We start from the raw sequence: 16,955 nt of genomic DNA, 5'->3' as shown, positions 1-16,955 counted from the left end.
CTCAGCGGAGGTGGGACGTGTCGTTGAACAGGCGCAGGCTCGCGTTGCCGTCCGCGTAGTACGCCACCGCGGAGAGGGAGGCCGCGGACAGCTCCATGCGGAACAGGGACTCCGGCGGGGCGCCGATCGCGAGGCGTACGAGGGTCTTGATCGGGGTGACGTGGGTGACGAGCAGGACGGTGCGGCCCGCGTACGCGGCGATGAGCTTGTCGCGGGTGATGGCCATACGGCCGGCGGTGGCCTCGAAGCTCTCGCCGCCGCCGGTGGGTTCGGCCTTCGGCGACGCGAGCCAGGCGTTCAGGTCGTCGGGGTAGCGGTCCCGTACCTCGGCGAAGGTCATGCCCTCCCAGGCGCCGAAGTCCGTCTCGCGGAGGCCGTCTTCGACGGTCACGTCGAGGCCCAGGCGGGCGGCTACGGCTGCGGCGGTCTGCCTTGTGCGGGTGAGGGGGGACGCCACGATCGCCTGGATCGTGCCGCGGGCGGCCAGTGCGGTGGCGGCTCGTTCGGCCTGGTCTCGGCCTACGTCCGACAGGGACGGGTCCGATCCGCCGCTGCCTGAGAATCGCTTCTGGGGGGTGAGGGGGGTCTCGCCGTGGCGTAGGAGTACGAAGGTGGCGGGGGCGCCCATGTCCGGGGTTGAACCCCAGCCTGTTGACGGGGCCGTCGTGGCCACGTTTCGCGCGGCCCGCACGTCGGCTTCGGCCTTTGCGGCTGCGCCGCCGGACGGGGGGCTGGCGGGAGTCTTCGGAGTGCGGGTCGTCGGGGGCTGGTCGCGCAGTTCCCCGCGCCCCTGAAGGGGCGCTCCCGAGCCCGGCGCGCCAAGGGCTGCGCCTCCCGGTGACGGGGAACTGTCGGGAGTCCTCGGAGTGCGGGTCGTCGGGGGCTGGTCGCGCAGTTCCCCGCGCCCCTGAAGGGGCGCTGCCGCACCCTGTGTGTCTGAGGGCACCGACCCTGACATTGCCGCCCTTACCCTTGCCGCGCCCGCCGTTGCGTCCCCGGGTGGGCCCGAGGGCTCAGGTGCGGCCGGCCTCGACGCCCTCGTGTCCAGGTCCGCCGTCGACGCCGACGGGGACCACTGTTCGCCCCGCTTGCCTGCGTCCATCGCCTCGTTGGCGAGTCGGTCCGCGTGCTTGTTCTGCTCTCGCGGGATCCACTCGTACGTGACCTGGGACGGGGGGAGGATGCTGGCCGCCTCTGCCGCCAGGGGCTTCATGTCGGGGTGTTTGATCTTCCAGCGGCCCGACATCTGCTCGACCACGAGCTTGGAGTCCATGCGGACGCGGATCGGGGCGGAGGGGTCAAGGTCGCGGGCGGCCTTGAGGCCGGCGATCAGGCCGCGGTACTCGGCCACGTTGTTGGTGGCGACGCCGATGTACTCGGCGGCCTCCGCCAGGGTCTCCCCGGTGGCCGCGTCGATGACCACGGAGCCGTAGCCCGCGGGTCCCGGGTTGCCCCGGGAACCGCCGTCGGCCTCGACGATGAACTCCCGCACCGCACAAGCTCCTTATAGGTCTTACAGGCCGGACTCGGACGTGCGCACCAGGATGCGGCGGCAGTTCTCGCAGCGGAGGACGGCGTCCGGGGACGCGGCCTTCACTTCGTTGACCTCGGTGATGTTGAGCTCGAGGCGGCAGCCCTCGCAGCGGCGCTGGTAGAGGCGGGCCGCACCGACGCCGCCCTGCTGCTGGCGCAGCTTGTCGTAGAGCTTGAGGAGGTCGGCGGGGACGGAGCCCGCGATGACCTCGCGCTCCTTCGTCGCGGTGGCCACCTCGCCGTCGATCGACTCAAAGGCAGCGTCGCGGCGCGCGGTCGCGTCGTCGATCTTCGACTGGACGGAGGAGACCCTCCCGGTCAGCTCGGTGGACCGCTCCTGCGCGGACTCACGGCGTTCCATGATCTCCAGGACGACGTCTTCCAGGTCACCCTGCCGCTTGGCGAGGGAGGTGATCTCGCGCTGGAGGTTCTCCAGGTCCTTGGGGGACGACACGGCACCCGAGTCGAGGCGCTTCTGGTCGCGGACGGCGCGCTGGCGCACCTGGTCGACGTCCTGCTCCGCCTTGGTCTGCTCGCGGGCGCAGTCACCCTCCTCGGTCTGCGCGGCGACGAGCAGGTCGCGCAGTTGAGTGAGGTCCTTGTTCAGCGACTCGATCTCGGTGTGCTCGGGCAGCGACCTGCGCTTGTGCGCCAGCTGCTGAAGGCGCGCGTCGAGGGACTGGACGTCGAGGAGTCGGATCTGGTCGGCGGGCGCGGCGTTCAGTTGGGGGCTCCTGATGTATCGGTAGTCGAGGCCGCGTGGGCGGTCCAGGGGTCGGTGACCGTCTTGGAGACGTGGACGCGGAGTCCCCATCCCTTCCGGTCGGAGATCTCGTCGAGCTGGGCGGCGGCCAGCTCGCACCAGGGCCACTCGGTGGCCCAGTGCGCCGCGTCGAGCAGCGCGAGAGGACTGTGGGCGCGGGCTTCGGACGCCGGATGGTGGCGCAGGTCCGCGGTGAGGAAGGCGTCCACGCCCGCGGCGCGTACGTCGTCGAAGAGGCCGTCGCCGGAGCCGCCGCTGACCGCGACGGTCCGTACGAGGGCCTCGGGGTCGCCCGCGACACGGATGCCCTGCGCGGTGGCGGGCAGCCGCTCGGCGGCGCGGGCGGCGAGCTCGCGGACGGTGAGCGGGTGGTCCAGCTCACAGACGCGGCCGAGGCCCCGGCGGCCTTCAGGGTCGGTCGGGTCCGGCACGAGGGGGCGTACGACCCGGAGGTCGAGCGCGCCCGCGAGGGCGTCGGAGACTCCCGGATCGGCGCGGTCGGCGTTCGTGTGGGCGACGTGCAGCGCGATGTCGTTCTTGATCAGGGTGTGCACGGCGCGGCCCTTGAAGGTGTCGGCCGCGACCGTCGTCGTACCGCGAAGGTAGAGCGGGTGGTGGGTGACGAGCAGGCCGGCGCCCAGTTTCACCGCCTCGTCGACGATGTCCTGGACGGGGTCGACGGCGAACAGTACGCGCGTGACCTCCTGGTCGGGGTCGCCGCAGACGGTGCCGACCGCATCCCATCCCTCGGCCCGCTCCGGGGGCCAGAGGGCGTCGAGCGCGGCGATGACTTCAGACAGACGGGGCACGGGGAAAGGCTACCTGGCTCACGCCGGTCCCCCACCGGCCGCGGGCCACTCCGCCAGGACACGGGCGACGGATCGGCCGGGTCCCCGGCGACGGACGGGCCGCGGTCACCCCGCTCCCCTCTCCTGTTCCCTTCCCCGCCGTCCGTCCCGTTCAGCACATCCGCCCCCGTTCCCTCAGGCGAATCGGGACATGGCCATCCTTATGTGTGAAACGTGCGCCCGCCGGTCCCACGTCTGTGCGTGCGAAAACTAGTTTCGTGGCCGGAGGTGACCGAACGATGACGGCCTGTGCCACCGAACCCGGGAACGGGGCGGCTGAGAACGAGAACGAGCCGGCCGCCCGCCCCGCCTGCGTGATCACCGCTGACGGAACGTACGCGGCACGCCTCGCCCTCGACGGCGAGTCCCAGTCCTGGTACCCGGAGCGCTGGACCCTGGACGGCGCCGAGCCGTACGCAGTACCGCTGCCCGCCCACCAGCCGGAGGAGCCCGGCACCGAGGTGCTGCCGCTGACCGACGGCCGGGTGCTGATCCACCGCGAGGCGGACGGGCGGCACGCGTTCTCGCTGCTGTACCCGACCGGGCCGGGCACCGGCGAGCTGCCGCTCGGCGCGGTGGAGTGTCCGGACCAGGGCACCCGGCTGCGGCTGCTGCCGCCCGCGCCGGACGGGGATCGCGCGTACGCCCTCGCCGTGGGACGGGGGTCCACGGCGGTGTGGCTGGTGGCGGGCGGCGCGTTCGGGCCCGAGCATCTGGCCGAGGTGCCGGGCCGCTGCGCGGGCGGGGTGTGGCTGGACGGCACGGGACGCCTCCTTGCCCTGGACCGCTGCCAGGACGGCCGTACCAAGACGGTCGTCGTCGACCTGGAGCGCGGCGGCGAGATGTCCCCCCTGCTCCAGATCGCCGAGACCAGCAACGACCGGCTGCTCCTCGCGGACCCCGACAGCGGGCTGCTCCTCATCCGCTCCGACGCCCCGTCCCCGGGCCACGACCGCCTCGGCTGGGGTGTCCTCGGCAGCACCCTGCCGGTCCGCTTCCCGGAGAGCCTCCACCCGGCTGACTGCGCGGTGACCCCGTTCGCGATCCAGCCCGGCCAGGTACTGATGCCGGAGAACTGTTCGGTCGCCCTGCGTATCGACGGCCCGTCCGGCACCTGGGTGGGCCTGTGGCGCCCCTCCGAACGACAGGTCCACCATCTCCCGGCGCCCGAGGGGTGGTTGACGGGGGCGGGCCTGTGGAGCAGGGAGGGCGTGCTCCAACTGCCGTACGCGACGGGGACGGTGGCGTACGGGGTGGCGAAGGTGCAGGCGCCCGCGGCACAACCGGAGAGGGCCACGCCCGCTCCCCCGGAGCCGGAGCCGGAACGGGCGGCCACACCCCGCCCGGTCCCTCTCCAACAGGCACCTTTGACAAGCCGAGCGGCACTTCCACCCAGTCCGGCGCCACTCCCGGCCCATGCGGCAACACCCCCGGCCCGCGCGGCAACACCCCCAGCACGTCCAGCGCCGCCCCCAGCCCGCGCGGCAACACCCCCAGACCATCCGGCGCCACCCCTAGCCCGTCCAGCAACACCCCCAGCCCGTCCGGCGTTTGAGGACGAGGCCGTCCAGGCCGACAGCGGGGGTCTGGGGGCGGCAGCCCCCAGGAACGGGACGGGTAGGGGCGGAGGGGGCGAAAAAAGCACACCCACCGAAACCCCGGCCTTGGCCCCTGGTTAGAATCCCCCGGCACAAGAAGGATCTTGTTTACGGGGTGAACACCAGATGAGCGACACCAGCACGATGGAATGGCCGACGACTGACGCCCAGGCCGAGGGCCACGGCAAGCACCGCGGCCCGGTGGTCTCCGGCGGGGACGCGGACGCGACCCCGCAGGGCCGCCACCGCAAGCCGTCCGACCAGGGCAACAGGGCCTGACGACTGGTCACGGTCACAATCGGCAAGGCAACTCCACGGCCCCGCTCGCTGCACAGCGAGCGGGGCCGTTCCGTGCACCAAGCCAGTAACCGGCAGCCAGTAGCCGCCCGTATGCCCCAGTCCAGTTGCCGCCCGCAAAAGGGCTACCCGCGCTTGAGCCCCAACACCTCCGCCGCCGCGAACGTCTCCCCCGTCGGCCGCCCGGCGTAGTGCGGGGTGAGCAGCGCGTCCAGCTCGTCGTAGGTGAAGGTGTCCTGTTTGCTGTCGAACTTGGCTGCCACCCGCGGCCGTTCGACGACCGCGACCATGCCGCCGTGCACGACGAGCAGCTGACCGTTGACCTGCGCGGCGGCGGGCGAGGCCAAGTAGCCGACGAGCGGGGCGACATGCTCGGGGGCGAGCGGGTCGAGGCCGTCGTCGGGCTCGGCGAGACCGGCGAACACGTCCTGCGTCATACGGGTCCGGGCGCGCGGGCAGATCGCGTTCGCGGTCACGCCGTACTTGGCGAGAGCCAGCGCCGTGGACGTGGTCAGCCCCACGATCCCCCCTTTGGCCGCAGCGTAGTTGGGCTGTCCGGCCGAGCCCGCGAGGAACGCCTCCGAGGAGGTATTCACGATCCGCCCGTACACCGGCCCGCCCGCCGCCTTGGACCGCGCCCGCCAGTGGACGGACGCGAAGTGGGTCGTGTTGAAGTGGCCTTTCAGGTGCACCCGGATGACCGAGTCCCACTCGCCCTCCGACATCGAGAAGACCATCCGGTCACGCAGGATGCCCGCGTTGTTGACCAGGATGTCGAGCTTCCCGAACTCGGCGACCGCCAACTCGACCAGTTCTCGGGCCTGTTCGTGGTCGGCGACGTCGCCGGTGTGGGCGACGGCCCGCCCGCCCGCGTCACGGATCTCGGCGGCGACCTCCTCCGCGGGGCCGGCCGACGCCGCGCCGGAACCGTCGCGCCCGGACTGGCCGTAGTCGTTGACGACGACGGCCGCACCGAGCCGGCCGAGTTCGAGCGCCTCGACGCGTCCGAGCCCGCGCCCCGCGCCGGTGACGATCGCAGCCAGCCCCTCAAGTGGCAGTGACATCAAGGTCCTTAGGGGTTGTGAGGATCGGCGGGTTCAGATCTCGATGCACGTACGCAGCGCCGTGCCCGTCCGCATCTGGTCGAGCGCCTCGTTGATCTCGGCCAGCGGCACCCGGTGGGTGATCAGGCCCTCCAGGTCGATGCGCCCCGCACGCCACAGGGCGACGGTCCGCTCGTAGGAACGCAGGACGTCTCCGCCGCCGTACATCGAGGGCAGGATCCGCTTCTCGTCGAAGAACAGCTCGAACATGTTGAGCTGGAGGTAGTCGTCCATGGCGCCCGCGCCGACGATGACGAGGGTGCCGCCGCGCCGGGTGTTCTCGTACGCGGTGCGGGCGGTGGCCGAGCGGCCGACGACCTCGAAGACGTAGTCGAAGCCCTCGCCCGCGGTGATCCGCTGCTTGGCGTCGGCGAGTTCGTCCGGGGAGACGGCATGGGTGGCGCCGAACCTCAGCGCGGCCTCGCGGCGGGAGGCGACCGGGTCGACGGCGACGATCTCGGCGGCGCCCTTGAGTCGCGCGCCCTGGATCGCGGAGATGCCGACGCCGCCGCAGCCGATGACGGCGACCGACGAACCGGCTTCCACGTCGGCGGTGTTGAGGGCGGCGCCGAGTCCGGTGGTGACCCCGCAGCCGATGAGGGCGGCGATGTCGAAGGGCACGTCGTCGGGGATCGGCACCGCGCACCCGGCGTCGACGACGACCTCCTCGGCGAAGGTGCCGGTGCCCGCGAAGCCGAAGACGTCTCCGCCGGGGCGCTTGAAGTTGGGCGTGCCGGCGTTCATGAACCCGGCCAGGCACAGTTCGGTCTGGCCGCGCTTGCAGGCGGGACAGACTCCGCAGGCCGGCAGCCAGCAGACGACGACGCGGTCGCCGGGCTTGACGTTGGTGACGCCCTCGCCGACCTCGACGACCTCACCGGCGCCCTCGTGTCCGGGCACGAACGGCGCGGGCTGCGGCAGCACGCCGTTCATCGCCGACAGGTCCGAGTGGCACAGCCCCGTGGCCCGTACCCGGATCCTGACCCTGCCTGGACCGAAGCCCACGGCCTCGACGTCGTCGTGGACTTCCAGTTTGTCCTGGCCTATCTCGTGCTGTACGGCTGCGCGCATTGGTGCGGCTCCCCTCAGGAAGGACGTGCCGGATCAGGAAGGACGTCCTGGAAGAACGTCACGGAGGTACGTACGACTGTCAGGCGTGCTCGACGAGGGTGTCGGCGAGGACCGGCGCCTCGTCCCGTTCGACCGCGGTCACCGTCACCTGGACCCCGGCGTCCCGCCGCCACATCCGGATGCGCAGGGTCTCGCCGGGGAAGACGACACCGGCGAAGCGCGTGGAGTACGAGCGGACGCGGGTCACGTCCCCGCCGAGCAGCGTGTCGACGACCGCCTTGAGCGTCATCCCGTATGTGCACAGCCCGTGCAGGATCGGCCGGTCGAACCCGGCGAGTTTGGCGAACTCGGGGTCGGCGTGCAGCGGGTTCCAGTCGCCGGAGAGCCGGTAGAGCAGGGCCTGGTCCTCGCGGACCGGGCGGTCAACGGTCTTGTCCGCGGGGCCTGTTGGTGGTTCGAGGCGGGCGGAGGGGCCGCGGTCGCCGCCCCAGCCGCCTTCCCCGCGTACGAAGATCTGGGCGTCGTTCGTCCACAACGGGCCCTCGGTGTCGGTGACTTCGGTGCGCATGACGAGGATCGCGGCCTTGCCCTTGTCGTACACGGCGGCGATCCGCGAGGTGGTCGTCGCCCTGCCCTCGACCGGGATCGGGCGGTGCAGCCGGATGCTCTGGCCGCCGTGCAGGACGCGGGCGAGGTCGACTTCGACGCCGGGCATGGAGAGGCCGCCGATCACGCCCGGGGAGCCCGCGCCCGCGACGGTCACGAAGCTCGGCAGGACGTGCAGCCTGGACTCCAGGGTGTAGCGCAGCTCGTCCGGGTCGGTCGCGGGGCTCGGCCTGTCGGGATTGGCGCCCGCGCCGACGCCGAGGTGGTAGAGCTGGACGTCCTTGTGATTCCAGGCGATCTCTCCGGCCCGGGGCTCGGCGGCGACGGCCTTGGCGGCGTCAATGGGCATGGGACTCCTGATCGCTAGCGCGTACGTCATCCGGTTGTGGCATGGAGACGGTTGTGGCATGGAGACCCCGGTGCGGCCGTCCGCACCGTCGGCCGCACCGAGGTCGACACTGGGCCGTGGAAAGCGCCTCTTCTAGAACGCGTTCCAGTCCGGCGACCCCTTGTATAGCCCAGCGCCCAGTAGTTGTGAAGCCTCCTGACACCATGTCAGATCTGTGCCGGATCGACGAGCCATGACATTTGTCCCGCCCAACTCCTTACAAACGCATCTGGCCGGGCGGCGCCCCTGATCCGTAGCGTCTTACTCATCGCACGGACAAGATGGACCAGGGGGAGAAGCGATGGCCTGGAAGAAGAACTGCAACACCGCCACCCTTCGGAAGTCCGGGGAGGCGCGACCCGACGACATCGGCCCGCCGCCCAGCGGCTTCACGATGCTGCCGTGGTTGCTGATGGGCATGGGCGCGTTCTCCAACCTCGTCCAGGGCAAGACGCCGAACCCCTGGATCGGCGGCCTGGGTTTGCTCGCCTTCAACACCCTCTACATCCATGTGGTGTTCCGCGCCTTCGCGAAGGAGTGGCGCCAGGCCCGTTCCACCCGGGTGGCGCTCGTCCTGATGGGCCTGCTGACCTGCGGTCTCGCCATCGGCTACGGCGACTCCTGGCTGTGGTTCTTCCCGCTGCTCGGCCTCGCCGTGGGCTCGGTGGTCCGGGGCAAGCTCCTGGGCCGCCTCGCCGTCGGCCTGAGCGTGCTCGCCGGGACCATCGGCTGGTTCCACGAGGGCTGGGCCGCGATCAACATCGCGTACGGCACCTTCCTGTCCACCGCGGTGACCGCCGCGATCCTGTCCCTCTCCGACGCGGTACGGGAACTGCGCGCCGCCCGCGAGGAGTTGGCGCGCCGCGCGGTCGAGAAGGAGCGGCTGCGTTTCTCCCGCGACCTGCACGACCTGCTGGGCCACACGCTCTCGGTGATCGTCGTGAAGTCGGAGGCGGCCCGCCGGCTGGCCCACCGTGACCTGACCGCGGCGCTCGTCCAGGTCACGGACATCGAGTCGGTCGGACGCCAGGCCCTCACGGAGATCCGCGAGGCGGTCACCGGCTACCGCACGGGCAGCCTCGCCACGGAGCTGGACGGCGCCCGCTCGATGCTGTCCGCCGCGGGAGTCGAGCCCGCCGTCCGCCGGTCGGGCACGCCCCTGGCGCCCCAGACCGAGGCCCTCCTCGGCTGGGTGGTCCGCGAGGCCGTCACCAACGTCGTACGGCACAGCGGCGCCGCCCGCTGTGACATCACCGTCGACGGCACCCCCGAACGCGTCCGCCTGACCATCACGGACGACGGCACCGGCGCCTCCACCCCCGTCCAGGAGCCCGTCGCGGGCACCGGCCTCAAGGGCCTCAAGGAACGGCTCGCGGCGGCGGGCGGCTCGCTGGAGGCGGGACCGGGTTCGCGGGGCGGGTTCACGGTGTCGGCGGAACTGCCGGTGGATCCGGAGGGGTTGAGGGATCCGCTGGAACCGCAGCTGGTCAGTCAGCAGGGGTGAGCACGATGCGCTGACCAGGCGCCGTGGGGGTGCTCCACGCCCGCTCGACCCCCGAGAGGGGAAGGGCGAGCGGGTCGACGGCCAGGGTGCCGGAGGCGATCTCCGTGGCGAGCGAGGGCAGTTCGGCGACGATTCCGGCGGTGGTCACCGAGCCCTGGCCACTGCCCATGATCTGGAGGTTCGCCGCACGCAGCAGGTAGGAGGGCAGGGTGATCTCCGCGCCTGCCATGGAGCCGATCTGGATCCAGGCCAGCGGCTTGGCGCGCTCGGGGCGGGCGGCGAGCAGGGCGGGCATGGCGTGTTCGGCGACCGGGCCCCACAGGTAGTCGATGACGACGTCCGCGTCTCCCGCGCTCCGGCCGAGCTGGTCGGCGACCTTCTCGGGGTCGCCCAGCAGGGAGACGGTCTCGTCCGCGCCGAGGCCGGGCAGGAGGTCCAGGCGCTCGGGGTCGCGGCCGGCGGCCACGACATGGGCGGCGCCGAGGTGCTTGGCGATCTGGACGGCGAGCTGTCCGGAGTTGCCCGTCGCGCCCAGGATCAGGACGCGGGCGCCGGGCTCGAGAGTGACGCGGCGGCGCAGGGCGACCCAGGAGGACATGCCGGGGTTCATCGCGGCGGCCACCGCGACCGGGTCGGCGCCGGCCGGCAGGGTGATGGCGCGGCGGCGGTCGACGACGGCCTGCTCGGCCATGGTGCCCAGGGCGGTGTCGGGGGCCACGAAGTAGAGGAGCTCCCCTTGCGGGGTGCGGCCGACCGCGTCGATGCCCGGGACCAGGGGCAGGACGCCGCCGGAGGTGTAGTGGGTGCCGTCGGCGTCGGAGCGCACCCGCGGGTGGAGACCGGCGGCCAGGACGTCCACCAGGATCTCGTGCTCCCCGTCGGGCCGGGGTGTGTCGATGGTGTCGAAGCGGGGCGGGGCGTCGAAGGAGTGGACGACGGCGGCGTACATGGCTGACCTCCTGGATCGAGTGGACACACGTATGGTTTGCGGCGCGTACTACTTTTGCGCAACAGTGGAAGTAGTTTGTGTCGCGTACTACTTCGAAGTTAGTTTGCGTCACGTACTAAGTCAAGCGGAGGCAGCCACGATGAGCCCAAGCTCCCCCAGCCCCACCCCGGATCCGGCCCCGGCAGTCGCTGCAGGTGGCCTGCGGCCCGATGAACCGCAAGGCACCGCCGAACCGCAGACCACCGCGGACGCCCTGATCCAGCTGTCGTTCCTGGTCCAAGGCGTCGTGACGGGTATCGCCGCCAACCACGACCTGTCCCTGATCCAGGTCCGCCTCCTCGGCATCCTGCGCGACCGCCGCCCCGGCATGCTCGAACTCGCCCGTCACCTGGGCCTGGACAAGTCCTCCATGACCGGCCTGGTCACCCGCGCCGAGAAACGCGGCCTGGTCCAGCGCCTGCCCTCACCCGACGACGGCCGCGCCGTCCTGGTCGCTCTCACCCCGCTCGGCCGGCAGCTCACCGACCGCTGCACCACCGAGGTGGACCAGCGGATCGCCGCCCTGACCGCGCCCCTGACCACGGCCGAACACGCCCAGATCCGCACCCTGTCCGCAAAACTCCTCCAGCGGCCCCCGAGCCATACCCTGACCCCGTGAACGAGATGCCCCGGGATCACCGGCCCGCCAAGTCCATTCGCGTCCTGCTCGCGGAGGATCAGGGAATGATGCGGGGCGCGCTCGCTCTGCTGCTGGGGATGGAGGCGGACATCCAGGTGGTGGCGCAGGTGTCGGCGGGGGACGCGATCGTGGACGCGGCGTTGACGCACCGGCCCGATGTGGCGCTGCTGGACATCGAGTTGCCGGGGATGAGCGGGCTGGACGCGGCGGCCGAGCTGCGCGACCAGGCGCCCGACTGCCGGGTCCTGATCCTCACGACCTTCGGCCGCCCCGGGTATCTGCGACGGGCCATGGAGGCGGGGGCCGCGGGCTTCCTCGTCAAGGACGGCCCCGTGGAGGAGCTCGCCCAGGCGATCCGGCGGGTGCTGACCGGTGAGACCGTGATCGATCCCGCGCTCGCCGCGGTCGCGCTGAGCGCCGGGCCCAACCCGCTCACCGCCCGCGAGTGCGACGTCCTGAACGCCTCGGCGGACGGCGCCACCGTCGCCGACATCGCGACCAAGCTCAACCTCTCCGAGTCGACCGTCCGCAACTACCTCTCCGCCGCCATCGGCAAGACGTCCACCCGCAACCGCATGGAGGCGATGCGGGAGGCCCGGCAGCAAGGGTGGCTCTGACACACCGGGTTCGGGAGCGCCCCTTCAGGGGCGCGGGGAACTGCGCGACCAGCCACAACGCACCCGCAGGCGACACACACGACAGCTCCTAATCCCGCGGCAACCCAAGAATCCGCTCAGCAACAACATTCAACTGAACCTGCGTCGTGCCACCGGCGATGGTCAGACACCGGGACAACAGAAACCCATGCACGGCCCGCTCCCCCACCCCCTCACGCAACGCCCCCGCAGCACCAAGGACTTCGAGCCCCAGCTCGGCAACCTTCTGTCGATGCACAGTCTGGATCAACTTCCGCACCGAGGCCCCGGCCCCCGGCTCCACCCCCGAAACCTGCCGCAGAGTCGTCCGCAGCCCGATGCATGCCAACGCGTGCGCCTCGGCGATCAGCGCGCCGAGACGAGCCGCATCAACCCCGTCCCCGCGGGCGATCAACGCCTCAAGCCCCGCACCGAAGTCCAACTGGTCGGCCATGTGCACACGTTCGTTGCCCAGTGTGTTGCGGGCGACCCGCCAGCCGTCGTCGACCTCGCCGACGACCGCGTCCGCGGGGAGCAGCACGTCGTTGAAATAGACCTCGTTGAAGAGGGAGTCGCCGGTGATCTCCTTCAGGGGGCGGATGTCGATGCCGTCGGTGTTCTTCATGTCGACGACGAAGTAGGTGAGCCCTTGGTGCTTGGGCGCCGCCGGATTCGTCCGGGCGAGGAGGATCCCGTGGTCCGCCCAGCGCGCCGAACTCGTCCACACCTTCTGCCCGTTGACGCGCCAGCGCCCGTCGGCGGTCCGCTCGGCGCGGGTGCGCAGCGACGCGAGGTCGGACCCGGCGTCCGGCTCCGAGAAGAGCTGGCACCAGAGCAGGTCCCCGCGCAGGGTCGGCAGGAGGTAGCGCTCCTTCTGCCGGTCGCTCCCGTACGCGACGAGGGAGGGTACGACCCAGGTGGCGATGCCCAGGCCGCTGATCCGTACGTCCGCCGCCGCCAACTCCTGCTGTACGGCGAGCTGTTGAACGGGGCCGGCACCCAGCCCGTACGGCGGGGGCAGGTGCGGGGCGGCATATCCGGTGGGTGCCAGCAAGCGTCGTACGGCCGCGGGATCGAGTCCGTGCGCGCCCCCGATCGCCTCCCGCGCCTCCGCCCGGTACGCGGACGCCTCCTCGGGCAGCTCCAGGCGCAGTTCCCGCCGTACGCCGTCCCGCGCGAGCCCGGCCGCCCGCCGCAGGTGTCCGTCCCCGGGGCCGAGCAACTGCCGTGCCACCAGGGCCCGTCGGAGATACAGGTGGGCGTCGTGCTCCCAGGTGAACCCGATCCCGCCGAGGATCTGCACGCAGTCCTTGGCGCAGGAGTACGCGGCGTCGAGGGCGACCCCGGCCGCAAGGGCGGAGACCGACTCCCGTACGCCGTCGGGCTCCTGGGAAGCCCGCGCCGCGTCCCAGGTGAGCGCTCGTGCCTGCTCGACCCGTACGAGCATGTCGGCGCACAGGTGCTTCACGCCCTGGAAGCGGCCGATGGGGTGGCCGAACTGTTCGCGGACCTTGGCGTACTCGGCGGCGGTGTCCAGCGCCCAGGCGGCAGTGCCGCAGGCGTCCGCCGCGAGGACGACGACGGCGAGGTCGCGGACCAGAGTCGAGCCGACGGCGAGGACGCGGTCGGCCGGGACCCGCACCCCCTGGGCCCGTACCTCGGCGGTCGCCCGCGTCGGATCGGCGCTCTCGTGGGGCCGTACGAGGAGATCCGCGGCGTCCACCGCCACCCACACCGTTCCGTCCCCGGGCCCCGAGGCCGCCAGAACCAGCAGATCCGCGTCGGCGCCCGACAGCACGGGCGGCGCCGTCCCGTCGAGCACGAACCCCTCACCCGCGGCCACGGCGGTCAGCGTCCCCGCGTCCAGGGCCACGGCCCCGATCCGCGACCCCTCCCCCAAGGCCCGGACCAGCCCGTACGCCCCCGCCCGCGCCAGCACCACCGACGCCAGCACGCTCGCGGCGTACGGCCCGGGTAACGCCCCCCGCGCGGCCTCCTCCACGACCACGGCGAGATCTACGAGGCTCCCGCCCCCACCGCCGTACGCCTCCGGAAGGTGCACGGCGAGCAGCCCCTGCGCGGCGAGTCCGTCCCAGTAGGAGGGTCTGCCGCTTCCCGGCGCGTCGAGCAGTTTGCGGATCTCCTCGGGCGGCGCGGCCCGCGCGATCCAGCCGCGTACCGCCTCGGCCAGTTCCCGCTGCTCCGGTGTGATCCCGATGCCGACGCCGCCCATGCGTGCCTCCCCAAGGACCTGGACCCGGGGATTTCCCCCGAGGTGCGCGCAAGACTAGAACACGTTCCATTCTGACGGTAGGTCAGATCCTCATGACTCGGTCAAGAATTCGTTAGCAGGATGAAGCATCGGAATAGTTGCCCGGGCACACCGGGTTCACCTTGCACGTATCCCGCACGGATCACCCACCCCTGAATCTCTTCCGGCCTGGAGGCCTCACGTAATGACGCACACGACGACAGAACAGCCCACGCGGAGGCCGAGCGGCGCGATCGTGCCGGTGCTCGCCTTCGCGGGCATCGTTGTCGCGGTGATGCAGACCCTGCTGGTGCCGGTCATCAAGGACCTGCCGGAGCTGCTCGGCACCGCGCCCAGCAACGCCACCTGGGTGATGACCTCGACCCTGCTCGCGGGAGCCGTGGCCACGCCGATCATGGGCCGCCTCGGTGACCTGTACGGCAAGCGGCGCATGCTGCTCCTGAGCCTGTCCGTGATGGTCGTCGGCTCACTGATCGCCGGCTTCACCAGCCAGCTCCTCGTGATGATCGTCGGCCGGTCCCTCCAGGGCTTCGCCATGGGCGCGATCCCGCTGGGCATCGGTCTGATGCGCGACATGCTGCCCCGCGAGAAGCTCGGCTCGGCGATGGCCCTGATGAGCTCCTCGATCGGCGTCGGCGGCGGACTCGCACTGCCGCTCGCGGCCCTGGTCGCGCAGCACGCCGACTGGCACGCCCTCTTCTTCCTGGCCGCAGGGCTGGGCATCGTCTCGATCGTCCTCACCCTCGTCGCCGTACCGGAGTCCCCGATGCGCGCCAAGGGCACCTTCGACGTCCTCGGCGCGATAGGACTCTCCGCGGGCCTCATCCTCTTCCTGCTGCCGATCACCAAGGGCAGCGACTGGGGCTGGACCTCGGTCACCACGCTCGGCCTGTTCGGCGCCGCGGCCGTCGTCCTCCTCCTGTGGGGCGTGATGGAGCTGCGCGTGAAGGCCCCGCTGGTGGACCTGCGCACCACCGCCCGCCGCGCGGTGCTCTTCACCAACCTCGCCTCGATCATGGTCGGCGTCGCCTTCTACGCCGTCTCGCTCGTCCTGCCGCAGCTGCTCCAGCTGCCGAAGTCCACCGGCTACGGCCTCGGCCAGTCGATGGTCGTCGCGGGCCTGTGCGTGGCGCCGCTCGGCCTGACGATGATGTTCACGGCGCCGGTGTACGCCAAGATCTCCGCGAAGTACGGCCCCAAGGTCACCCTGATCCTCGGCATGCTGATCATCGCGATCGGCTACGGCGCGGGCCTCGGCCTGATGAGCGCCGCCTGGCAGACCATCGTCATCGCGGTGGTCCTGGGCGCGGGCATCGGCCTCGCGTACTCCTCGCTCCCCGCGCTGATCGTCGGCGCTGTCCCCGCCTCGGAGACCGGCGCCGCCAACGGCCTCAACACCCTGATGCGCTCGATCGGTACGTCCGTGTCCAGCGCCGTCATCGGCATGGTCCTCGCCAACACGGCCAACAACGTCGGGGGCGTCGCCGTCCCCACCATGCACGGCTTCCGGGTCTCCTTCCTGATCGCCACCGGCGCCGTCGCCGTCGGCCTGCTGATGGCCCTCTTCCTGCCCCGCGGACGCCCGGCGACCGCGCCGCAGCTGCGCGCCAGCAGCGAGGAGGACGCCGCCCTGGAGCGGGCGCAGGAGATTCTCGGCGGCTTCCGCGGCCGGGTCCTCGACGCCGGCGGCGACCCCGTCGCCCGCGCCAAGGTCACCCTCATCGACCGGCGCGGCCGCCAGGCGGGCGCGACCCTCTCCGCGGAGGACGGCAGCTACGCGCTCGCCGTACCCGCCGAGGGCCCGTACGTCCTGGCCGCCAAGGCCACAGGCCACGGCCCGCTCGCCTCGTCGGCGACGCACGCCGGGGACGACCGTGCGGTCGACGTGGACCTGGCGCTGCCGGGCGAGGCCGTTCGGGCCTGAGCTGTCGTGTGTTCTGTGCACCCCCGTCGCCCAGGCGACGGGGGTGTTGGTGCACCATGGGGCGCCCACACACACGTACGCCCTGTTCCGTACTGCTTCCATGGAGGAACCCCATGCCCGCGGCACCCAAGCCGGAGATTCTCGCCGCCTTCGAGGCCGCCAAGGGGTTCATGCCCACGGGCGAGGGGCTCGCGCTGTACGAGGCCGCCGTCGAGGCCGGCCGGCTGGGGCTGCCGCTCCTGGAGGTCGGCACGTACTGCGGGCGCTCCACGATCCTGCTCGCCGACGCGGCGCGCGGGGCCGGAGTCACGGCGATCACGGTCGACCACCACCGGGGCAGCGAGGAGCAGCAGCCCGGGTGGGAGTACCACGACCCGACGACGGTCGACCCGGAACTCGGCCTCATGGACACGCTCCCGGCCTTCCGCCGCACCCTCCACAAGGCGGGCCTTGAGGACCACGTGGTCGCGGTCGTCGGCCGCTCGCCGCAGATCGCCACGTTCTGGAAGTCCCCCCTCGGCCTCGTCTTCATCGACGGCGGTCACACCGACGAGCACGCGTCCGGCGACTACGAGGGCTGGGCGCCGCACGTCGCCGAGGGCGGGCTGCTGCTGATCCACGACGTGTTCCCGGACCCGGTGGACGAGTTCACCGGGCAGGCTCCGTACCGCGTCTACCTCCGGGCCCTGGAGTCCGGCGCGTTCACGGAGGTGTCGGTGACGGACTCGCTGCGGGTGCTGCGGCGTACCGGGCCGGGGATCTGAGGCCCGGCCCGCCCAGTGGAA

General features: G+C 71.8%; 15 protein-coding genes. 7 read left to right on the top strand and 8 right to left on the bottom strand.

Translation table 11 applies throughout. The annotated features are described in order from the left end of the window. Position 1 precedes the first annotated feature (1 nt). The 3 genes from OG246_RS19065 to OG246_RS19055 are packed head-to-tail and all read right to left on the bottom strand — an operon-like array spanning position 2 to position 3,105. Positions 2-1,492, bottom strand: a complete 1,491-nt coding sequence (locus OG246_RS19065) for a bifunctional RNase H/acid phosphatase (protein ID WP_266463651.1) — start codon at positions 1,490-1,492, stop codon at positions 2-4. A 21-nt stretch (positions 1,493-1,513) separates the two neighbouring features. Beyond that, the gene (locus OG246_RS19060) at positions 1,514-2,257 is read right to left on the bottom strand and encodes a zinc ribbon domain-containing protein (protein ID WP_266464365.1); all 744 of its coding nucleotides are present in this window, start codon (positions 2,255-2,257) and stop codon (positions 1,514-1,516) included. Next, entirely contained in the window at positions 2,254-3,105 is an 852-nt protein-coding gene (locus OG246_RS19055) for a Nif3-like dinuclear metal center hexameric protein (protein ID WP_266463649.1), read from the bottom strand. The genes OG246_RS19060 and OG246_RS19055 overlap by 4 nt, the downstream gene beginning before the upstream one ends. A 278-nt stretch (positions 3,106-3,383) precedes the next feature. On the opposite strand from OG246_RS19055, the gene OG246_RS19050 reads away from it, so the two are divergent. Together OG246_RS19050 and OG246_RS19045 are read left to right on the top strand one after the other, a co-directional pair. Beyond that, on the top strand, positions 3,384-4,823 hold the full coding sequence (locus OG246_RS19050; protein WP_266463646.1) for a hypothetical protein: 1,440 nt from the start codon (positions 3,384-3,386) through the stop codon (positions 4,821-4,823). Positions 4,824-4,868: 45 nt separating this feature from the next. After that, entirely contained in the window at positions 4,869-5,021 is a 153-nt protein-coding gene (locus OG246_RS19045) for a hypothetical protein (RefSeq protein WP_266463643.1), read from the top strand. A 143-nt stretch (positions 5,022-5,164) separates the two neighbouring features. Here the strand turns inward: OG246_RS19045 and OG246_RS19040 are convergent, their stop codons facing one another. The 3 genes from OG246_RS19040 to OG246_RS19030 all read right to left on the bottom strand — a co-directional run bounded on the left by OG246_RS19040 (position 5,165) and on the right by OG246_RS19030 (position 8,168). Further along, positions 5,165-6,103, bottom strand: a complete 939-nt coding sequence (locus OG246_RS19040) for a 3-oxoacyl-ACP reductase (protein ID WP_266463640.1) — start codon at positions 6,101-6,103, stop codon at positions 5,165-5,167. 33 nt (positions 6,104-6,136) lie between these two features. Then, positions 6,137-7,213 (bottom strand): Zn-dependent alcohol dehydrogenase, encoded by a 1,077-nt coding sequence (locus OG246_RS19035; protein WP_266463635.1) that lies wholly within the window; start codon positions 7,211-7,213, stop codon positions 6,137-6,139. Positions 7,214-7,292: 79 nt separating this feature from the next. Beyond that, positions 7,293-8,168, bottom strand: a complete 876-nt coding sequence (locus tag OG246_RS19030) for a MaoC/PaaZ C-terminal domain-containing protein (protein WP_266463632.1) — start codon at positions 8,166-8,168, stop codon at positions 7,293-7,295. A 340-nt stretch (positions 8,169-8,508) separates the two neighbouring features. On the opposite strand from OG246_RS19030, the gene OG246_RS19025 reads away from it, so the two are divergent. Next, the gene (locus OG246_RS19025) at positions 8,509-9,711 is read left to right on the top strand and encodes a sensor histidine kinase (RefSeq protein WP_266463627.1); all 1,203 of its coding nucleotides are present in this window, start codon (positions 8,509-8,511) and stop codon (positions 9,709-9,711) included. Here the strand turns inward: OG246_RS19025 and OG246_RS19020 are convergent. Continuing rightward, the gene (locus OG246_RS19020; protein ID WP_266463623.1) at positions 9,695-10,660 is read right to left on the bottom strand and encodes a zinc-binding alcohol dehydrogenase family protein; all 966 of its coding nucleotides are present in this window, start codon (positions 10,658-10,660) and stop codon (positions 9,695-9,697) included. The two genes, OG246_RS19025 and OG246_RS19020, sit on opposite strands and share 17 nt — an antisense overlap. A 139-nt stretch (positions 10,661-10,799) precedes the next feature. Here OG246_RS19020 and OG246_RS19015 point away from each other — a divergent pair, with 139 nt between their 5' ends. Next, positions 10,800-11,318 carry a MarR family winged helix-turn-helix transcriptional regulator gene (locus OG246_RS19015; RefSeq protein WP_266463619.1) on the top strand — a complete coding sequence of 173 codons (519 nt, stop codon included), beginning with the start codon at positions 10,800-10,802 and terminating at the stop codon, positions 11,316-11,318. Positions 11,319-11,323: 5 nt separating this feature from the next. After that, entirely contained in the window at positions 11,324-11,956 is a 633-nt protein-coding gene (locus OG246_RS19010) for a response regulator transcription factor (protein ID WP_266464361.1), read from the top strand. A gap of 88 nt (positions 11,957-12,044) precedes the next feature. On the opposite strand, the gene OG246_RS19005 is transcribed toward OG246_RS19010, so the two are convergent. After that, a complete protein-coding gene (locus OG246_RS19005; protein ID WP_266463614.1) occupies positions 12,045-14,207 on the bottom strand; it encodes an acyl-CoA dehydrogenase in 2,163 nt (720 codons plus the stop codon). 223 nt (positions 14,208-14,430) lie between these two features. On the opposite strand from OG246_RS19005, the gene OG246_RS19000 reads away from it, so the two are divergent. Both OG246_RS19000 and OG246_RS18995 read left to right on the top strand, forming a co-directional pair. After that, complete coding sequence (locus OG246_RS19000; protein WP_266463612.1) at positions 14,431-16,170, top strand: MFS transporter; 1,740 nt, start codon at positions 14,431-14,433, stop codon at positions 16,168-16,170. Positions 16,171-16,283: 113 nt separating this feature from the next. Next, positions 16,284-16,934, top strand: coding sequence for a class I SAM-dependent methyltransferase (locus tag OG246_RS18995; protein ID WP_266463607.1), 651 nt, complete (start codon positions 16,284-16,286; stop codon positions 16,932-16,934). Positions 16,935-16,955 lie beyond the last annotated feature (21 nt).

This window comes from Streptomyces sp. NBC_00620 (assembly GCF_026341825.1).
Classification (GTDB): Bacteria; Actinomycetota; Actinomycetes; order Streptomycetales; family Streptomycetaceae; genus Streptomyces.
Note: the sequence above shows the minus strand (reverse complement) of the source record. Positions and strands in the feature narration are given on the sequence as shown.

Coding starts and splice junctions, on each gene's coding strand:
- OG246_RS19050 (WP_266463646.1), top strand. CDS start 3,384: ATGACGGCCTGTGCCACCGAACCCGGGAACGGGGCGGCTGAGAACGAG.
- OG246_RS19045 (WP_266463643.1), top strand. CDS start 4,869: ATGAGCGACACCAGCACGATGGAATGGCCGACGACTGACGCCCAGGCC.
- OG246_RS19040 (WP_266463640.1), bottom strand. CDS start 6,103: ATGTCACTGCCACTTGAGGGGCTGGCTGCGATCGTCACCGGCGCGGGG.
- OG246_RS19035 (WP_266463635.1), bottom strand. CDS start 7,213: ATGCGCGCAGCCGTACAGCACGAGATAGGCCAGGACAAACTGGAAGTC.
- OG246_RS19030 (WP_266463632.1), bottom strand. CDS start 8,168: ATGCCCATTGACGCCGCCAAGGCCGTCGCCGCCGAGCCCCGGGCCGGA.
- OG246_RS19025 (WP_266463627.1), top strand. CDS start 8,509: ATGGCCTGGAAGAAGAACTGCAACACCGCCACCCTTCGGAAGTCCGGG.
- OG246_RS19020 (WP_266463623.1), bottom strand. CDS start 10,660: ATGTACGCCGCCGTCGTCCACTCCTTCGACGCCCCGCCCCGCTTCGAC.
- OG246_RS19015 (WP_266463619.1), top strand. CDS start 10,800: ATGAGCCCAAGCTCCCCCAGCCCCACCCCGGATCCGGCCCCGGCAGTC.
- OG246_RS19010 (WP_266464361.1), top strand. CDS start 11,324: ATGCCCCGGGATCACCGGCCCGCCAAGTCCATTCGCGTCCTGCTCGCG.
- OG246_RS19005 (WP_266463614.1), bottom strand. CDS start 14,207: ATGGGCGGCGTCGGCATCGGGATCACACCGGAGCAGCGGGAACTGGCC.
- OG246_RS19000 (WP_266463612.1), top strand. CDS start 14,431: ATGACGCACACGACGACAGAACAGCCCACGCGGAGGCCGAGCGGCGCG.
- OG246_RS18995 (WP_266463607.1), top strand. CDS start 16,284: ATGCCCGCGGCACCCAAGCCGGAGATTCTCGCCGCCTTCGAGGCCGCC.